This window comes from Acidimicrobiales bacterium, from assembly GCA_035531755.1.
GTDB lineage: Bacteria > Actinomycetota > Acidimicrobiia > Acidimicrobiales > UBA8190 > DATKSK01.
The window spans coordinates 56878-72895 of record DATKSK010000068.1 but is presented as its reverse complement, the minus strand read 5'-3'; the positions used below and the strand labels follow the sequence as shown (position 1 = coordinate 72895).

Here is a 16018-nt window from a genome sequence, read left to right as displayed (position 1 = left end):
CTCCTCCCCGCCGTGGTCTCATCGTGGGCCGCCGCCGGCGGCGACGGCAGGGCCGAAGGACTCACGCGCGGATAGACGTCAGGACACTACGGAGCGTGCCGAAGGGCCCTCCCTGACAGGGCCCGGCTCACAGGGCCCGGCTGACAGGGCCCGGCTGACGCCGGCGGCCCGGCGGCCTGGAAGATCCGGCCCCGTCCCCGTAGGGTCGCTGTCCATGGCCCGGTGGACCACCGACGACATCCCGCCGCTCGCCGGCCGTACCGCCGTGGTCACCGGGGCCAACAGCGGCCTGGGCTTCGAGACGGCGATGGCCCTGGCCCGGGCGGGCGCCCGGGTCGTCCTCGCCTGCCGGGACGAGGCCAGGGGTGGCACCGCCGTGGACCGCATCCGGGCGGCGGTGCCAGCCGCCGACGTGCGGCTCCAGCTGCTCGACCTCGCCGACCTGTCGTCGGTCCGGGCGTGCGCCGATGCGCTGCACGCCGAGCTCGACGGTCTGGACGTCCTGGTCAACAACGCCGGGGTCATGGCCATCCCCCGGCGGGAGACCGCGGACGGGTTCGAGATGCAGTTCGGCACCAATCACCTCGGCCACTTCGCCCTCACCGGCCTGGTGCTCGACACCCTCCTCGCCCGTCCGGGGGCCCGGGTCGTGACGCTCAGCAGCGAGGTGGCGCGCATCGGCCGCATCCGGTTCGACGACCTGCAGGGTGTGCGCCACTACGGCAAGTGGAGCGCCTACGCCCAGGCGAAGCTGGCCAACCAGCTGTTCACGCTGGAGCTGCACCGGCGGGCGACCGACGCCGGCGCGGACCTGGTCAGCGTGGCGTCGCACCCCGGCTACGCCGCCACCAACCTCCAGCGCGTCGGACCGCGCATGACCGGGTCGCGGCTCATGGAGCGCGGCAACGACCTCGCCAACACCGTGTTCGCCCAGAGCGCGGCGGCCGGGGCCCTGCCGAGCCTCTACGGCGCCACCGCGGCCGGCGTCGAGGGCGGCCGGTACTTCGGCCCCGACGCCCTCTTCGGCATGCGGGGGCACCCGAAGCAGGTCCCGTTCGTCCGGGCCGCCCGGGACACCGACACCGCCCGGCGCCTGTGGGACGTGTCCGAGGAGCTCACCGGTGTCGGGTTCCGTTTCGGCTGATGCCCCGCACCGGCTGCCGAGGTGGGGCCCGTCGGCGACACTGTGTCGGGTGACGGTCGTGTGTCCACGAGGAGGGTTGCCGTGTCCGAGCACTACGTGATCATCTCCGCCGACGGCCACTGCGGCCTCCCCCTGGCCGACTACCGGCCGTACCTGGAGTCGCGCCTGCACCCCGCCTTCGACGAGTGGGTGGCCCGCAAGGAGGCGGAGCGCGCCGTGAAGCTCGAGACGAACTTCGAGTTCATCATGGGATGGGAGACCTCCAACGCGGACGGCCTCCGGGGGGCGTACGACCCGGCGGTGCGCGACCGGGAGCTCGACGAGGACGGCGTGGCGGCCGACGTGCTCTTCGCCGACGCCGACGCCATCACCGGGATGGGCTCGCCGCCGTTCGGCGCCGGGCTGTCGGCGGGGGAGATCGACGACCCCGACCTCGCCTTCGCCGGGGCCCGGGCGCACAACCGGTTCCTGGCCGAGCTGTGCGCCACCAGCCCCGAGCGCCGGGCCGGCATCGCGCTGGTGCCGCTGTGCCACGACCCGGCGCGGGCCGTGCAGGAGGCGGAGTGGGCCGCCGAGCAGCCCGGCATCCGCGGGGTCATGATCCCCACGATGTGGCGGGACCGCCCGCCCTACAGCAGCGAGGTGTACGAGCCCTTCTGGGCGGCGTGCGCGGCCGGGCACCTTCCCGTGCACACCCACTCGGGGGAGGCACCGCAGGAGGAGTACAACGGGCACCTCGGCATCTACCTGGCCGAGGTGGTGTGGTGGGCGGCGCGCCCGTCGTGGCACCTGCTGTTCTCCGGGGCCTTCGAGCGGCACCCCGGGCTCATGTTCGTGGTCACCGAAGCCGCCGCCTACTGGGTCGCCGACTCCAAGTGGAAGTGGGACCAGTACATGGGCGGGGGGCACACCACCAAGAAGATGGCGGCGATGCTGGAGGGCAAGATCTCCAAGCTGCCGTCGGAGTACTTCGGCACCAACCTCTTCGCGGGGGCGTCGACCATGTCGAAGGAGGAGATCCGCCGGCGCCACGTCCTGGGCCTCGACGCCGTGATGTGGGGGACCGACTACCCGCACCCCGAGGGCTCGTGGCCGAACACCGCCGCCAAGCTGAAGGCCGACTTCTGCGACGTGCCCGTCGACGAGACCAAGCAGCTGCTCGGGGCCACCGCCGCCCGGGTCTACGGTTTCGACCTCGAGGCCCTGCAGCCGGTGGCCGACCGCATCGGCCCGACGCCGCACGACCTCGGCCAGGACCCGGCGCTGGCGGCGGACCCGGGCGCGGCGGCGTCGGCGAAGTGGTGGCTGGCGGAGTATGGCATCACGCCCACCCGCTGACCGGAGCTACCAGGCCCGGAGCACCTGGGTGGTGTCGAAGGCGTTGGAGGTGGACGCCACCGGGTAGTCACCGGCGTCGATGGGCACGGCGATCTCGTCGACGAGCGGCCCGAACCGCGCCGCCAGGGGGGCGAGGGCGTCGAGGTCGAAGCCGTACAGGGCGGCGGCGTTGGCCCCGACGCAGCGCTGCACGACCTCGGGGTCCTCGCCGGCGAAGGCGACGCGCAGGGCCTCGCGGCTGAAGGGCCACGTCCCCTCGGAGTGGGGGTAGTCGTCGCCCCACATGATGCGGTCGGGGCCGAACCCGGGCCGCAGGGCGGACTCCGACGACCGCAGGAACGAGGCGCCCACCCACACGTTGCGGGCGAAGTACTCCGACGGCTTCATCGACATGCCCTTGGCGGCGGCGCCGAAGTACAGGGCCTCGGCCGCCCCGCCGTGGACCATGCGGCCGTAGAACCAGTCGAGGGTCTCGAGCCCGCGCGGCAGCCACGCCACGCCCTGCTCGGTGAGGGCCACCTTCAGGGCGGGGAAGCGCTCCAGCACACCGCCGAAGATGAGGTGCCACAGCGCCCGGTGGCTGAACCAGGGCAGCTCCACCAGCATGATGGCCCGGGCGATCTCGAGCTCCCCGTAGGCCGGCAGTCCCGCGCCGGCGTGCACGTTGACCACGGCGCCGAGCTCCTCGCAGCGGCGCCACAGCGGGTCGTAGTGCGGGTCGTACAGGGGGGGGAGGTCGGAACCCGGCGGGATCGACGGCAGGAGGACGCCCCCGAAGACGTCGACGTGCTCCGCCGCCCACGACACCTCCGCCAGGGCGTCCTCGAGCCGGTTGACGAAGACCTGGACGACGCCGGCCCGCCGGCCCGGTACCGCCGCGCAGAAGTCGGCGAGCCAGCGGTTGTGGGCCTGCACGCCCGCCCAGCGCCGCTCGTAGTCGGCTTCGCCCGGGGGCAGCGCCACCAGGTTGCCCTCCTCGAAGAACGGCGGGACCGTGTTGGGGAAGAGGACCTCGGCCACGATGCCGTCGGACTCGTGCTCGGCCATGCGCCGGTCGGAGTCCCAGCTGCGGTAGGCGGTGGGGGCGCGCAGGTCGGCGAAGGGTACCTCGTAGGTGGCGGCCCAGGCGTCGAACTCGTCGTGGAACCGAGACGCCAGGTACGGCCGGTAGTCCGTGACGTCGGCCCCGCAGTGGGTGTCGGACGAGATGACCGTGTAGCGGTTCTCCATACCGGGCTCCAGTCGGCGCACAGGCGTTCGGTGCGCAGTGTCTCGGCGCACAGATGCTCGGTGCGCAGTGTCTCGGCGCACAGGCGTTGCGTGCGCAGTGTCTCGGTGCAACGGGCGTTCAGTGCAGCAGCGTCGGGGGCAGCTCCCCGCCGGCGATGGCGTCGGCCCGGCGGTGCAGCAGGGGCCCGAAGCGCGCCGCGTCCGGTCCCAGGACGTAGCGCCCCTCGTCGAGGTCCTCCAGGACCTTGGTCCCGAGCCGGTCGAGGTCGACGACCGTGGCCGGGAGCCCGGCCGCTTCGAGCTGGGACTTGAACTCGGCGAAGGTCGTGCCGGGTGCCGGCTTGCGGGGCCGCACGCGCTCGAACTCGGGCGGCCGGTTGCGCGCCGCGGTCCACAGGCCGGTGTCGAGGAGCCCGCCACCGGGGTAGAAGACGTGGGCGTCGACCGGAGCGCCGACTGTACGGAGCTGGTGGGCCACGGCCTCGATGAAGCAGCTCACGGCGGCCTTGGACGCGGCGTACACGCTGGCGTGGGGCACCGGGGCCACGCCCCCGTCGCCCGACGAGGTGGCCACGACGTCGGCCGGCGCGCCGGCGTCGAGCATGCGGGGCAGGAAGGTGAGCACGGTGGCGGCCACCCCGAAGACGTTCACCGAGAAGCACCACCGCCAGTCGTTGATCTCCTGCTCCCACGGCAGGCCGCCTCCCCCCGAGGTGACCCCGGCGTTGGCGAACAGCAGATCGCAGCGGCCCTCGGTGGTGTAGACGTCGTCGGCGAGGGCCTCGACCGAGGCGGTGTCGGCCACGTCGGTGCGCACCCCGCGCACCGCGCCGCGCGCCGTGCACTCGCGCACGGCGATGTCGAGCGCGCCCTCTTCCACGTCGGCGACGACCACACGCGCCCCCCGGTCGAGCAGCGCGTGCACGAGCCCCCGGCCGATGCCGCCGGCGCCGCCCGTGACCACGGCCACCTTGTCCTCGTAGTCCATCGCCGTCAGCCCGCCTGCGTCGTCGGCCGTGCCGTCGTCGACCGTGCCGTCGTCGGGCCCGCTCCGTGGACCCGCATCGGCCCGTCAGCCCTCGCCCAGCGGGGACAGGTCGTCGTAGCGCTGGTGCATGAACGGCACGATCCACGCCGCCGGGACCGTCGAGTGGATCCGCCCCCGCTGGATGGAATTGCGCTCCCCGACGGTCACGTCGGTGAGTGCCCGGACCGGGAGGTCGGCAACCGGGTCGACGCGCGACTCGCGCAGCACGAGCTCGCCCTCGCACGCCTTCACCCACCGCACGGTCTCCTCGCGGGTGCAGTAGACGAGGCTGGGGTCGGCGTCGAGTCCCTTGCCGTCGGGGGCGGGGAGGGCCTTGAAGTAGAAGTCGGTGCGTGTCTCGACCGGGGGCACGTCGAGCTCCCTCGTGACGCGGCCGGTGAACTCGGCGAAGGTGACGCCCATCCGACCCATGGTGCCCCGCACGTCGTCGCCGTCGACGGTCACGGTGACCTGGCCGATCTTCTTGGGCTCCCCGAACGTCTCGCGGCCGCCGATGACCGACTGCTCGGTGCTCATGGGCATCACCAGGCAGTAGTAGCCGACGGTGCCCTCGTGCATGCACTGCACGGAGACGCTCCCGGCCCCGAAGGTCGGCAGGCCCGGGATGTCGACGCTGGCGAAGGTGGCCTTGGCGAGCGGCCGGGACGATGGCTCCAGGGGCTGGGGGAGCACCGAGGCCAGGACGTCGGGATCCGTCTCGAAGGTGGCGACCAGTACGGTGGACCAGGCGCCGACCGAGGTCTTCTCGACCTCCCGGCTGCGCAGCTGCTCCGGGCTCCTCGCCGCGTACCGAACGGCCATGCATCCCCCTTCCGTGCCCGGCGGCCGACGCCGGGCCCGATCAAAGCTCGCCGGTGCCGACTCGCCGGTGCCGACTCGCCGGTGTCGCTCTGCTGTCTAGCTGAGCGGGGCCAGGCCCAGCATCTCGCGGAATTCGGCCGTCGAGTTGGTGAGGGGGAACGGCTCGGCGGGGACCGCCAACCCCAACCGCTCGCAGATCGGGCCCCAGCCGTCCTCGGGGGACCACTCCAGCAGGCGGCCGGCGGGGACGGCGGCGCGCACGGCGTCGTTGTGGCGCGCGAAGGCGTCCATCATGGCCGTCGGGTCGTCGAACTTGTCACTGAACCGGTCGCGCAGCAGGCGGCGCACCGCCTCCATCCACGGCGCGAGCTCCGGGGGCACCTGGTCGAATGCCAGGAAGATGGTGTTGGCGGCGCTGCGGTACCAGACATCGGGGTCGCGCACCGACAGCAGCACGAGGGCGTCGGGGAAGGCGCCGGACAGCTCCGGCCAGAACGAGCCACCCGGCCAGTCCACGATGGCCCGGTAGCGCGCCAGCATCTCCGACCAGTCGACGGGCTTGCCGTCGATGGCGTCGGTCCAGGCGGGGATCTGGCTGGGATCGCCCATCATCTCGATCATGTGGTGGCACGGGCCCCCCAGCAGCTGCTCGAGCGCCAGCTTCAGCGAATGCGTCCCCGTCCGGCCGACGCCCGCTCCCACGACCGCGATCTCCATCGCACACCCCCTCCGACCCCGCCGGCCTGGCGAGGACCGGCGTGATCCTGCCATAACTCCGACCCCCGGCACGGGGTGGAGACGGCCGGGAGTCAGAAGAGGCTCCGGACCGGGTCGGAGCCGTCCCAGCCGACCGAGGCGTCGCGCACCGTGCTGACCAGCCAACGGGTGGCGTCGGTCAGCTCCATGACCTCCACCACGGTGCTCGTGACGCCGCCGGTGTCGTAGTACGCGAACTGCGCCATGCCTCCGCCGTCGCCGGCGTGCACCAGCGGCCAGCCCGCCTCCCCGGCGGCCCGGGCCACGGCCCCGAAGTCCTCGGCCCACCAGGCCAGGTGGTGGAACCCCTCCCGGCCGGCGTCGAGGAACTCCCGGTAGATGCTGGGGGCGTCGTCCTCCTGCTCGATGAGCTCGAGCTGGAGCTCGCCCGAGTTGGCGAAGGCGATGGACACCACCGGCTCGGTCGGCCGTCCCCGGTAGAGCGAGCCCGTCTGCTTCATGTGCGGCATCACGAGCCAGGGACCGACACCGGCCTCGAGCCAGGCGTCGACGGCGCGCTGCAGGTGGCGCACGACATAGCCGTTCTGCCGGACGGGCCCGGGGAGGACGGCCCCGGGCCGCGCCGCCCGCCGTGCCGTCGGCCGTCCCGGCTCCTGTGCAGGTCCCATAGCGCGCACGTAGGGTAGCCCCCCATGGTCGCGCCAGTCCCCGACGCCGGGCGTCGCCTGCGGTTGGCCTTCGTGGGGTGCGGGGCCATCGCGCCGTGGCACCTGACCGCCCTGCGCGCCGGCGCGCCGCGCACCGACGTCACCGCCGCCGTCGACGTCGACGTCGAGCGCGCCCGGGTCATGGCGAAGCAGACCGGCGCCGAGGCGTTCGGCTCCCTCGAGGACGCCCTCGACGCCGACGCCTTCGACGCCGCGCTGATCATGGTCCCGCACCGGCTCCACGAGGGGCTGGCCGTCGCCGCCCTCGACGCCGGCCGGCACGTGCTCTTGGAGAAGCCCATGGCACCCACGGTGGAGGCGTGCGATCGCATCCTCGCCGCCGCCCGGCGCTCGCCGGCGGTCTTCCTCGTGGCCGAGAACGCCCAGTATTGGCCGGAGGTGGTCTTGACCAAGGGTCTCGTCGACGAGGGTGCGGTGGGTGAGGTGATCACGGCGCGGGCCTGGCACTGCGCCCCGCCCATGGCCGAGTTCGCCGGCCCCGGCAACTGGCGCTTCTCGGTGGCCGACGCCGGAGGCGGCGTGGCCCTCGACGTGGGCTCGCACTGGATGCGCCCGCTGCGCATGTGGCTGGGGGAGCTGTCCGAGGTGGTGGCGGCCACCGCCCGCCCGTTCGAGGCCATGGAGGGGGAGTCCATGTGCCGGGCGCTGTGCCGCTTCGAGTCCGGCGTGGTGGCCAGCTTCGACGTCGTGCTGTCGCCGGGGCCCACGGCGCCACTCCCGCTGTTCCAGGTCACCGGCAGCCGCGGCGAGCTCGTGATCGACGTCCTCGGGCGGGTGAAGCACTACGACGGGTCCGACCCCGGCGGCACGGTCGTCGGCCAGGGTGGCTATCTGCAGAGCTACGAGCGCCAGATGGCCGCCTTCGAGGCGGCCGTGCTCGACGGCGTCCCCGCGCCCGCGGGTGCGGAGCACTCGCTGGGCGAGGTGCGCGCCGCGCTGGCGATGGTGCGCTCGGCGGCCTCGGGCCGGTGGGAGCCGGTGTGGTAGCGACCACCTTCGACTACTCCGGGGCACGCGTGCTCGTCACCGGCGGCTCGAACGGCATCGGCCTCGGCATCGCCACCGCCTTTCGCGACGCCGGCGCCGAGGTGGCCATCACCGGCACCCGGGGATCGGCCGGCGAGTACGACCACGACCTCAGCGGTTTCGCCTACCACCCCTGCCGGTTGCCCGACCCCGGGGCCGTCGACGCCGTGGCCGCCGCCCTGCCCGGCCTCGACGTGCTCGTCAACAACGCCGGCCAGAACCTGCCCGGCGGCCGCAGCGAGTACGACCCGGCGGTGTTCGAGGAGGTGGTGGCCGTCAACCTCTTCTCCGCCTTCCGCATGGCGAGCGCCTGCCGGCCGCTCCTGGAGGCGAGCACCGTCGACGGGGGCGCCAGCCTCGTCAACCTGGGCTCGATGGCGAGCTACTTCGGCATCGAGTTCGTCCCCGGCTACGGCGCCGCCAAGGCGGGCGTGGTGCAGATGACCAAGACCCTGGCCGTCGCCTGGGCCCGCCACGGCATCCGCGTGAACGCGGTGGCGCCCGGCGTCATCGAGACCAACATGACCGCGATCATGATGCCGCACGACGCCATCACCAAGCCGATCCTGGAGCGCACCCCGATGCGTCGCTTCGGCACGCCCGCCGACATCGCGCCCGTCGTCCTGTTCCTCGCCAGCCCGGCGGCGCGCTACGTCACCGGACAGACCCTCCCGGTCGACGGCGGCTTCTCGGTCCAGGGATGACCTCCGGGGCGCGCATCCGCATCACCGACCTGCGTGAGCCCGAGCTCACCGACGTGCAGCGCGCCGCCCTCGACCACGGCGAGCGCCACCCCGTCGAGCTGACGGTGGACGCCGTTCTGGCGGCCGCCGTCGAGCGCACCGACCTCGCCGACTTCGGGGCCGACGACTTCCGGGCCCGCCTCGGCCTGTGGCTCGACGAGGTCGACGCCGACCCCGAGCGCACCGGGCTCGGGCGGATGATGCTGTTCCGGGACTGCGTGCGCTACGCCGGCAACCGCCTCCGCATCCGGGACCTGCTCACCCGGCACCCGGAGATCCTCGACGTCGAGATCGCCTCGCCCATCGTCGTGGTCGGGCTGCCCCGGTCGGGCACCACCCACCTGGTCAACCTCATCGCCGCCGACCGGCGCCTGCGCTCGCTGCCGCTGTGGGAGAGCTACGAGCCGGTACCGGGCCCCGACGATGCGCCGGCTGCGTCACCCGCCGCCGACCCCCGCTACCGCCGGGCGGAACAGGACTGGAAGGGCATGGAGGCCATGCTCCCCGTCATGGCCGCCATGCACCCCATGCGCCCCGACCACGTCCACGAGGAGCTGGAGCTGCAGCTGCCCGACTTCTCGAGCTACCAGCTCGAATGGGTCGCCCGCGCCCCGCGCTGGCGTGACCACTACCTGGCGCACGACCAGACCCCGCACTACGGCTACCTGAAGACGGTGCTGCAGATCCTGCAGTGGCGTCGTCCCGGCGAGCGCTGGGTGCTCAAGTCCCCGCAGCACCTGGAGCAGCTGGGCCCGCTGCTCGCCACCTTCCCGGACGCCACCGTGGTGGTCACGCACCGCGACCCGGTGTCGGTGGTGCAGTCGGCGGCGACGATGATGGCCTACGCGGCCCGCATGAGCTACCGCACCCCGGAGCCCGACTGGTACCTCACCTACTGGACCGACCGCATCCGCCGCCTGCTCGAGGCGTCCCTCCGCGACGGGCACCTCGTGCCGGCCGACCGGCGGGCGGACGTGCTGTTCCACGAATTCATGGCCGACGACGAGGCCACCGTCGAGCGCATCTACGAGACAGCCGGGCTGGCCGTGACCGACGGGGCGCGGGCGCAGATCAGGGCCTACGTCGCCGGTCACCCGCGGGACAAGGACGGCCAGGTCGCCTACGACCTGCGTGTCGACTTCGGCGTCCGGCCCGACGAGGTGCGCGCCCACTTCAGCTTCTACCACGACGCCGTCCCGGTGGAGGTGGAGGTCCGATGAGTGCCAGCAGTCCGACGCATGACGACACCACCCCCGTCGACCCGGGGGCCGTGGACCGTCTGGTCGACGAGCGACCCGGCAAGGAGCTGTTGACCCCCGTCTACGACGACCCGGCGCACCGCCTGACCGACTTCCTGTACCGCTCGGGGGGGACGACGGCGGCCTACATGCTCGTGACCGATGCCGGCCGGGTGATCGTGAACACGGGCATGGGCTACGAGGCGCCGCACCACAAGCGCGTCTTCGACGCCGTGTGCCCGGGCCCGACGCCGTACGTCGTGACCACCCAGGCGCACGTCGACCACGTCGGCGGCGTCGGGTTGTTCCGGGAGCCCGGCACGCGCTACGTGGCCCAGGCCGACAACCAGGCATGCCAGCACGACGACGAGCGCATCGCCGCCCTGCGGCTGCGCACGGCCGCCGTGTGGTTCGACGTCAGCGGCCGCCGGGCGAAGGAGATCGCCGCGCAGAACCCGGGCATCCCCATGCGCCAGGACAAGCCGGTCCCCGACGACACCTTCGTGCGACGCCTCGAGCTCCGGGTGGGCGGCCTCGAACTGGAGCTCATCGCCACGCCGGGCGGCGAGACCGTCGACAGCTGCGTGGTGTGGCTGCCGCAGCACGGCATCTGCATGATCAGCAACCTGGTGGGTCCGCTCTTCCCGCACTTCCCGAACCTCAACACCCTGCGGGGCGACCGCTACCGCCTGGTGGAGCCGTACCTGGCGTCGATCCGCACCGTCCGGGCGCTGCGGCCCTCGATGCTGGTGACCGGGCGCCACCAGCCCATCGTCGGGCAGGCGCTCATCGACGGATCGCTGGCCCGGCTCCACGACGCCGTCGACCACGTGCACCGCGCGACGCTGGTCGGCATGAACGAGGGCACGGACGTGTTCACGCTGATGCGCGAGATCCGCCTGCCACCCGAGCTGCGCGTGGGGGAGGGCTACGGCACGGTGGCGTGGGGCGTGCGCACCATCTGGGAGACGTACGTGGGATGGTTCCGCCTGCGCTCGACTACCGAGCTGTACCCGGTGGAGCCCGGAGAAGCGCTCGCCGAGCTCGTCGACCTGGCCGGGCCCGACGCCGTGGCCGCACGGGCGCGCACCAGGCTCGGGGCGGGCGAGGCCGTCGTGGCCATCCATCTGGCCGAGGCCGTCCTCCGGCGCGAGCCGTCGCACGGCGCCGCCGTCGACGTCATGATCGACGCCCACCAGGCCCTCCTCGACGGGGGCGGCGACGTCAGCTTCTGGGAGAGCGGCTGGCTGCACCACGAACTGGCGCGCTGGCGCCTCGCACGGCAGGGGTGACGCGGCCGCACGCCGGGCGTCCCAGGCCCCCGCCCCCTGCAGGTCGTCGACAGCCGGGTCGCAGCAGGGGACGAGCAGCAGGGGACGAGCAGCAGGGGACAAAGGCTCTATTCCGCCTGGGTCGACGCTGTCAACGTGATCTGCAGGTCGGGGGCCTCCGCCGGGAGGCGCGCGATCGACGAGGACGGCATCATGACCAGCACAGACCACGGCACCGTGGACCGGATCGTCGGGCAACCGCTCGGTGCACGGACCCAGGCGGCGGAGAAGACCGTGAAGGCGACCGACGAGGTGTGGCTCGACCGAAGGGCCCTCCCACTCGCCGAAGTAGCCGACGACGCGGCGCGTTGCGTTGAGTGGTGACAAGCGGACGGTTCTGACCACGGGGGCCAATTCGGGCATCGGCCTGGCCACCGTGGTGCACCTGGCCGGCCTCGGGTTCCACTCGGTCGGTTCGGTCCGGTCGGAGTCGAAGGGAGCAGACGTCGCCAAGGCGGCCGCGAGCTCCGGCACCTCGGTGGACACGATCCTGCTCGACGTGACCGATGCCGAGCGCTGCGCCGCTGTCATCGAGGAGCTGCGGCCTTGGGCGGTCGTCAACAACGCCGGGTACTCGGGCATCGGCGCCATCGAGGACACGACCGACGAGGAGGCGCGTCGACAGCTCGAGACGATGGTGGTCGCGCCGATGCGGCTGGCCAGGCTGGCCCTGCCCCACATGCGCGAATCGGGCGGGGGCAGGGTCGTGAACGTCTCGTCGATCTACGGGTTGACGACGACACCGCTGAGCGGGTGGTACCAAGCCTGCAAGCACGCCCTCGAGGCGGCCTCCGACGCCCTGCGTCTCGAAGTCGTCCGCGACAGGGTCAGAGTCGTGCTGATCGAGCCCGGGGGGGTGAAGACCGGGATCTGGGAGGAGCTCGACCGGGATGTCGCCCGGCACGGTCGGTCGGACTACGAGGTCGGCTATGAGCGGGCTCGCACCTTGCTCACCATGTTCTCGGGCGTCATGGGTCAGCCCGCGGGCGTGGCAAGGACGATCGGCAAGGCGCTCACGGCGCGTTCGCCCAGGGCCCGCTACCTCGTCGGCCCCGATGCCCGGGCCATTGCCCTCGCCCAACCCCTCATCCCCACCGGGATCAGGGACCGCATCACCCGGATGGTCGTGGGTCTCTGAGCCCCGCCCAGCCCCAATGCCCGGGCGCCGGGACGCCCGATCGTCGGGGACCGAACATCCGCACGGATCCCTCCGACGGCGCCCGCGTCCCCATCCCGACACTCGGGCGCCCGGTCGATCCGTGTGCGACCTCGAGGGCGGGCCCCGGTCATTCGGGTCGTCCGAAGCCGGCGACCGCCACCACCAGGAACAGGAGGGCGAAGACGCACACGAAGCCGACCTCCACCGCCAGCGGCAGCCTGTAACCGAACAGGGTCACACCGGTCGAGAACCGAGCCGCAGCGGCCGGCGGCATGTGCTGCACGGCGAAGACGACGTGCCGAAGGGGGTCCACCGCATACGTGAGGGGGTTGACGCGGGTGATGACCGCCAGCCAGGTCGGCAGGCCCTTCAGGGGGAAGAGTGCCCCGGAGAGAAAGAGCATCGGGAACAGCAGCAGCTGCATGACGACCTGGAACCCCTCCATCTTCTGGATGCGGCTGGCGATGAAGACCCCGAACGTCGTCATCGCCACTGCCATGAGCAGCTCGAGCCCGATCACCTCCACCACGAGGAGCACGGTGAGATGCACGCCGATGAGCGGGGCGAGCACCAGCATGATCGTGCCCTGGATCGTGGCGATGCTCGCCCCCCCGAGGGTCTTGCCGATCACGAGCGCCGCCCGGCTGACCGGGGCGACGACCATCTCGCGCAGGAAGCCGAACTCGCGGTCCCAGACGATCGAGATGGCGGAGAACATCGCCGTCATGACCACCGACATCGCCACGATGCCGGGGAACACGAACTTCTTGAAGTCGAAGCCTTCCGTCGTCCCGATCAGGGTCGACATCCCGTAGCCCAGGACGAACAGGAACAAGACGGGCTGCATGAAGCTCGACAGGATCCGCGTGCGGGTGCGGGCGAAGCGGATGAGCTCCCGCTCCCACACCATGCCGATGGTCCGCAGCTCCGAAGCGAGGTCCTCCCCCTCATCGACAAGGACAGCGCTGTGGTTGGACTGGTCCACGGTGGCCACCTGCTCTCCTAGCGGCGCCGAGCCATTGCCCGCATGCGCATGGGCATGGCGTGTTCGACATGGTCCTCGCGGATCTGACGCCCGGTGAAGTGCAGGAAGACATCGTCGAGCGTCGGGCGGTGGACGTGGACGTTGCTCACCGGCACTCCGGCGACCTCGATCAGCCGGGCGACCTGGGCCTCACCGTTCTCGGCGAAGACCACCAGGGTCTCACCGCCCCCGCCCACCCGGAAGCCGGCCCGGGAAAGGCGGGCCGATGCCACGGCGTCGTCGCCGGTGGTGAGCTCGACCGTGTCTGCCCCGACCAGGTGTTTGAGCTCGTCGGGTGTGTCGAGGGCGACGATCGAGCCCTGGTCGATGATGGCGATCCGATCGGCGTACTCGGCCTCGTCCATGTAGTGGGTCGTCAGGAAGATCGTGACCCCTGCCTCCCGGCGGAGCCGGAGGACGTCCTCCCACATGAGTGCCCGGGTCTGCGGGTCGAGGCCGATCGTGGGTTCGTCGAGGAAGAGCACTGCCGGGGTGTGCACCATGCCCCGGGCGATCTCGAGGCGCCTGGCCATGCCGCCCGAAAAGGTCGAGATCAGGTCCTTTCGCCGACTCTCGAGCGCCACCAGCCGCAGCACTCGGTCGATCCGCCCGTCGACCTCGGCGCGAGGGACGTGGTAGAGCACGGCATGGAAGCGGAGGTTCTCCTCGGCCGTCAGCTGGTCGTCCAGGGTCTGCTCCTGGAAGACGAGCCCGATGTGGCGCCGCACGGCCTTGGGCTGGCGCTGCACGTCGAAGCCGCCCACGGTCGCCGTTCCGCCCGTCGGCCGGGCCAGGGTGCACAGCATCTTGATCGTGGTGGTCTTGCCCGCCCCGTTGGGGCCGAGGAAGGCGAAGACCTCGCCCCGGGACACCGAGAACGACACGTCCTTGACGGCCTCGACCTCGCCGTACCGCTTCGAGAGGCCGGACGCCTCGACTGCGGGCTCCGGTCTGTCCGCCGCACCCTCCCGCATCCCGGGCGCGGGCACCCCTGCTGCCACCGCGGCCAGGTCGGCGTTCATGAAGTCAGCCTGCGCCCACGGTGACCGGCCCGCCAAGAGTCGAATGGCCCGACACATGTCGTGCTTCAGGTTCAGAGGCCGCTCGGAAAGGTCTCCGGGGGCTCACCCTCGTCCCACAGTGGGCTGCGTTCGAGCGGCTCGAGTGCCTGGGTACGATCGAAGTGGATCACCGCATCGAACTGATCGGCAAGGCGAGCCTCGAAGTAGTGACTTCTGCGCTCGGTCTGGGGCCGATAGATGACCCCGATGGCCCGCTCTAGGCGCGGGACCGCCAAGATCTCATGTACGGGGGGCGTCATTGCATCGAGCATGAAGCGCGGCACTCCGCTCTGATGGAGGAGTGCCTCGTGAGAATCAGCCGACGCGGGGCGCACTCGCTTGCGTTCCGCGGGTCCGCCCCAATCCGTGGCTGCCGTGACCGTTCCGTCGAATGTCGTCAAGCCCACGAGCAAGCATTGCTTTCCATAGCGCTGCCGGGCGAGCTGCCCGACGTTGAGCTCGCCCCGTGCGCTCATCTCGGTGGCGCGCGCGTCACCCACGTGCGAGTTGTGCTCCCACACGACGACCTTCGCTCGGGGAAGGTGCCGGTCGAGATGCTCGACGAGCGCATCGAGCGTTCCCGCCATGTGCCGGTCACGGAGGTTCCACGACGAGGCCTCGGCCCGGTACATCTGCTGGTAGTACTCCTCGGCGTTTCGCACGAGACGTGCATTCTGCTCCGCGAAGAAGAATTCGTCGTCTGCGATCCAGCCGTCTCTGCGCAGGTAGGCATCGGCCCTCCGCCGCAACTCGATCAGCTGGGCGACGACCTCGTTCTCGCAGGGGATCGCTCCCGAGAACGCCAACCCGTAACCGTACGCCTGGCCCTCACCACCGACCTCGTCGAAGCACGAGTACCGATCGCGGGCCCGGCGCGCTTCGATCGGATCGACGCGGTCCAGATACGCCACGACGGCGTCCATCGACGCACGGAGGCTGTAGAGGTCGAGCCCGTAGAACCGGGCCTTCGTGGCGTGAGCGTGGGCGTCGTTGCGAGCGCGGAGCCACTCCACGAAGGCCACGACATCGCGGTTCCGCCACATCCACGCCGGGAAGCGCCGGAAGTCCGACAGCGCCGCATCGGCATCCTTGTCACGGGAGAGGCCCATGACGTAGCGGTTGACTCGGTAGGCGTCGGGCCAATCCGCCTCGACGGCCACAGCGGTGAAGCCGCATTCGTCGATCAGGCGGCGGGTTATGCGGGCCCGCTCCCGGTAGAACTCGTGTGTGCCGTGCGAGGACTCGCCCATCAGAACGAAACGCCGGTCGCCGACGAGATCGAGCAGTGCGTCGTAGTCCCCGACGTCCCCCCGGATGGCGCGGCAGTTGTCAGCCACCACCGCGGAGGTCGCTTTCGACCGCACGCGGACAGCGTCGCCCGCCGGCGCCGGTGCCGCCAGGGACCATGGTCACAACGTCCCGGTCCCCGG

At 71.8% G+C, this 16018-nt stretch carries 16 protein-coding genes; 8 read left to right on the top strand and 8 right to left on the bottom strand.

Going from position 1 to position 16018, the window contains the following annotated elements:
- Positions 1 to 214: 214 nt before the first annotated feature.
- Positions 215 to 1144 carry an oxidoreductase gene (locus VMV22_13715; GenBank protein HUY23389.1) on the top strand — a complete coding sequence of 310 codons (930 nt, stop codon included), beginning with the start codon at positions 215 to 217 and terminating at the stop codon, positions 1142 to 1144.
- Between the two features lie 81 nt (positions 1145 to 1225).
- Positions 1226 to 2482 (top strand): amidohydrolase family protein, encoded by a 1257-nt coding sequence (locus tag VMV22_13710; protein ID HUY23388.1) that lies wholly within the window; start codon positions 1226 to 1228, stop codon positions 2480 to 2482.
- A gap of 6 nt (positions 2483 to 2488) precedes the next feature.
- Here the strand turns inward: VMV22_13710 and VMV22_13705 are convergent, their stop codons facing one another.
- The 5 genes from VMV22_13705 to VMV22_13685 form a co-directional block, all read right to left on the bottom strand.
- Positions 2489 to 3712 (bottom strand): amidohydrolase family protein, encoded by a 1224-nt coding sequence (locus VMV22_13705; GenBank protein ID HUY23387.1) that lies wholly within the window; start codon positions 3710 to 3712, stop codon positions 2489 to 2491.
- A gap of 118 nt (positions 3713 to 3830) precedes the next feature.
- On the bottom strand, positions 3831 to 4700 hold the full coding sequence (locus tag VMV22_13700; GenBank protein HUY23386.1) for an SDR family NAD(P)-dependent oxidoreductase: 870 nt from the start codon (positions 4698 to 4700) through the stop codon (positions 3831 to 3833).
- Between the two features lie 84 nt (positions 4701 to 4784).
- Complete coding sequence (locus VMV22_13695) at positions 4785 to 5561, bottom strand: acetoacetate decarboxylase family protein (protein HUY23385.1); 777 nt, start codon at positions 5559 to 5561, stop codon at positions 4785 to 4787.
- Between the two features lie 96 nt (positions 5562 to 5657).
- Positions 5658 to 6278 carry a sulfotransferase gene (locus VMV22_13690; GenBank protein HUY23384.1) on the bottom strand — a complete coding sequence of 207 codons (621 nt, stop codon included), beginning with the start codon at positions 6276 to 6278 and terminating at the stop codon, positions 5658 to 5660.
- Between the two features lie 92 nt (positions 6279 to 6370).
- Positions 6371 to 6946 (bottom strand): VOC family protein, encoded by a 576-nt coding sequence (locus VMV22_13685; protein HUY23383.1) that lies wholly within the window; start codon positions 6944 to 6946, stop codon positions 6371 to 6373.
- 24 nt (positions 6947 to 6970) lie between these two features.
- Here VMV22_13685 and VMV22_13680 point away from each other — a divergent pair, with 24 nt between their 5' ends.
- The 6 genes from VMV22_13680 to VMV22_13655 all read left to right on the top strand — a co-directional run bounded on the left by VMV22_13680 (position 6971) and on the right by VMV22_13655 (position 12482).
- On the top strand, positions 6971 to 7993 hold the full coding sequence (locus VMV22_13680) for a Gfo/Idh/MocA family oxidoreductase (protein HUY23382.1): 1023 nt from the start codon (positions 6971 to 6973) through the stop codon (positions 7991 to 7993).
- Positions 7987 to 8736 carry an SDR family oxidoreductase gene (locus VMV22_13675; protein ID HUY23381.1) on the top strand — a complete coding sequence of 250 codons (750 nt, stop codon included), beginning with the start codon at positions 7987 to 7989 and terminating at the stop codon, positions 8734 to 8736. Before VMV22_13680 ends, VMV22_13675 begins: the two co-directional genes overlap by 7 nt.
- Positions 8733 to 9995 (top strand): sulfotransferase, encoded by a 1263-nt coding sequence (locus tag VMV22_13670; protein HUY23380.1) that lies wholly within the window; start codon positions 8733 to 8735, stop codon positions 9993 to 9995. Before VMV22_13675 ends, VMV22_13670 begins: the two co-directional genes overlap by 4 nt.
- Positions 9992 to 11305 carry an alkyl sulfatase dimerization domain-containing protein gene (locus VMV22_13665; protein ID HUY23379.1) on the top strand — a complete coding sequence of 438 codons (1314 nt, stop codon included), beginning with the start codon at positions 9992 to 9994 and terminating at the stop codon, positions 11303 to 11305. Before VMV22_13670 ends, VMV22_13665 begins: the two co-directional genes overlap by 4 nt.
- Positions 11306 to 11497: 192 nt before the next feature.
- A complete protein-coding gene (locus tag VMV22_13660) occupies positions 11498 to 11668 on the top strand; it encodes a hypothetical protein (protein HUY23378.1) in 171 nt (56 codons plus the stop codon).
- Positions 11658 to 12482, top strand: a complete 825-nt coding sequence (locus tag VMV22_13655) for an SDR family NAD(P)-dependent oxidoreductase (protein HUY23377.1) — start codon at positions 11658 to 11660, stop codon at positions 12480 to 12482. Before VMV22_13660 ends, VMV22_13655 begins: the two co-directional genes overlap by 11 nt.
- 148 nt (positions 12483 to 12630) lie before the next feature.
- On the opposite strand, the gene VMV22_13650 is transcribed toward VMV22_13655, so the two are convergent.
- The 3 genes from VMV22_13650 to VMV22_13640 all read right to left on the bottom strand — a co-directional run bounded on the left by VMV22_13650 (position 12631) and on the right by VMV22_13640 (position 15952).
- Positions 12631 to 13497: an ABC transporter permease gene (locus tag VMV22_13650; protein HUY23376.1), complete on the bottom strand. Its 867-nt coding sequence runs from the start codon at positions 13495 to 13497 to the stop codon at positions 12631 to 12633.
- An 8-nt stretch (positions 13498 to 13505) separates the two neighbouring features.
- The gene (locus tag VMV22_13645; GenBank protein ID HUY23375.1) at positions 13506 to 14549 is read right to left on the bottom strand and encodes an ATP-binding cassette domain-containing protein; all 1044 of its coding nucleotides are present in this window, start codon (positions 14547 to 14549) and stop codon (positions 13506 to 13508) included.
- Between the two features lie 71 nt (positions 14550 to 14620).
- Entirely contained in the window at positions 14621 to 15952 is a 1332-nt protein-coding gene (locus VMV22_13640) for an erythromycin esterase family protein (GenBank protein HUY23374.1), read from the bottom strand.
- Between the last annotated feature and the right edge of the window lie 66 nt (positions 15953 to 16018).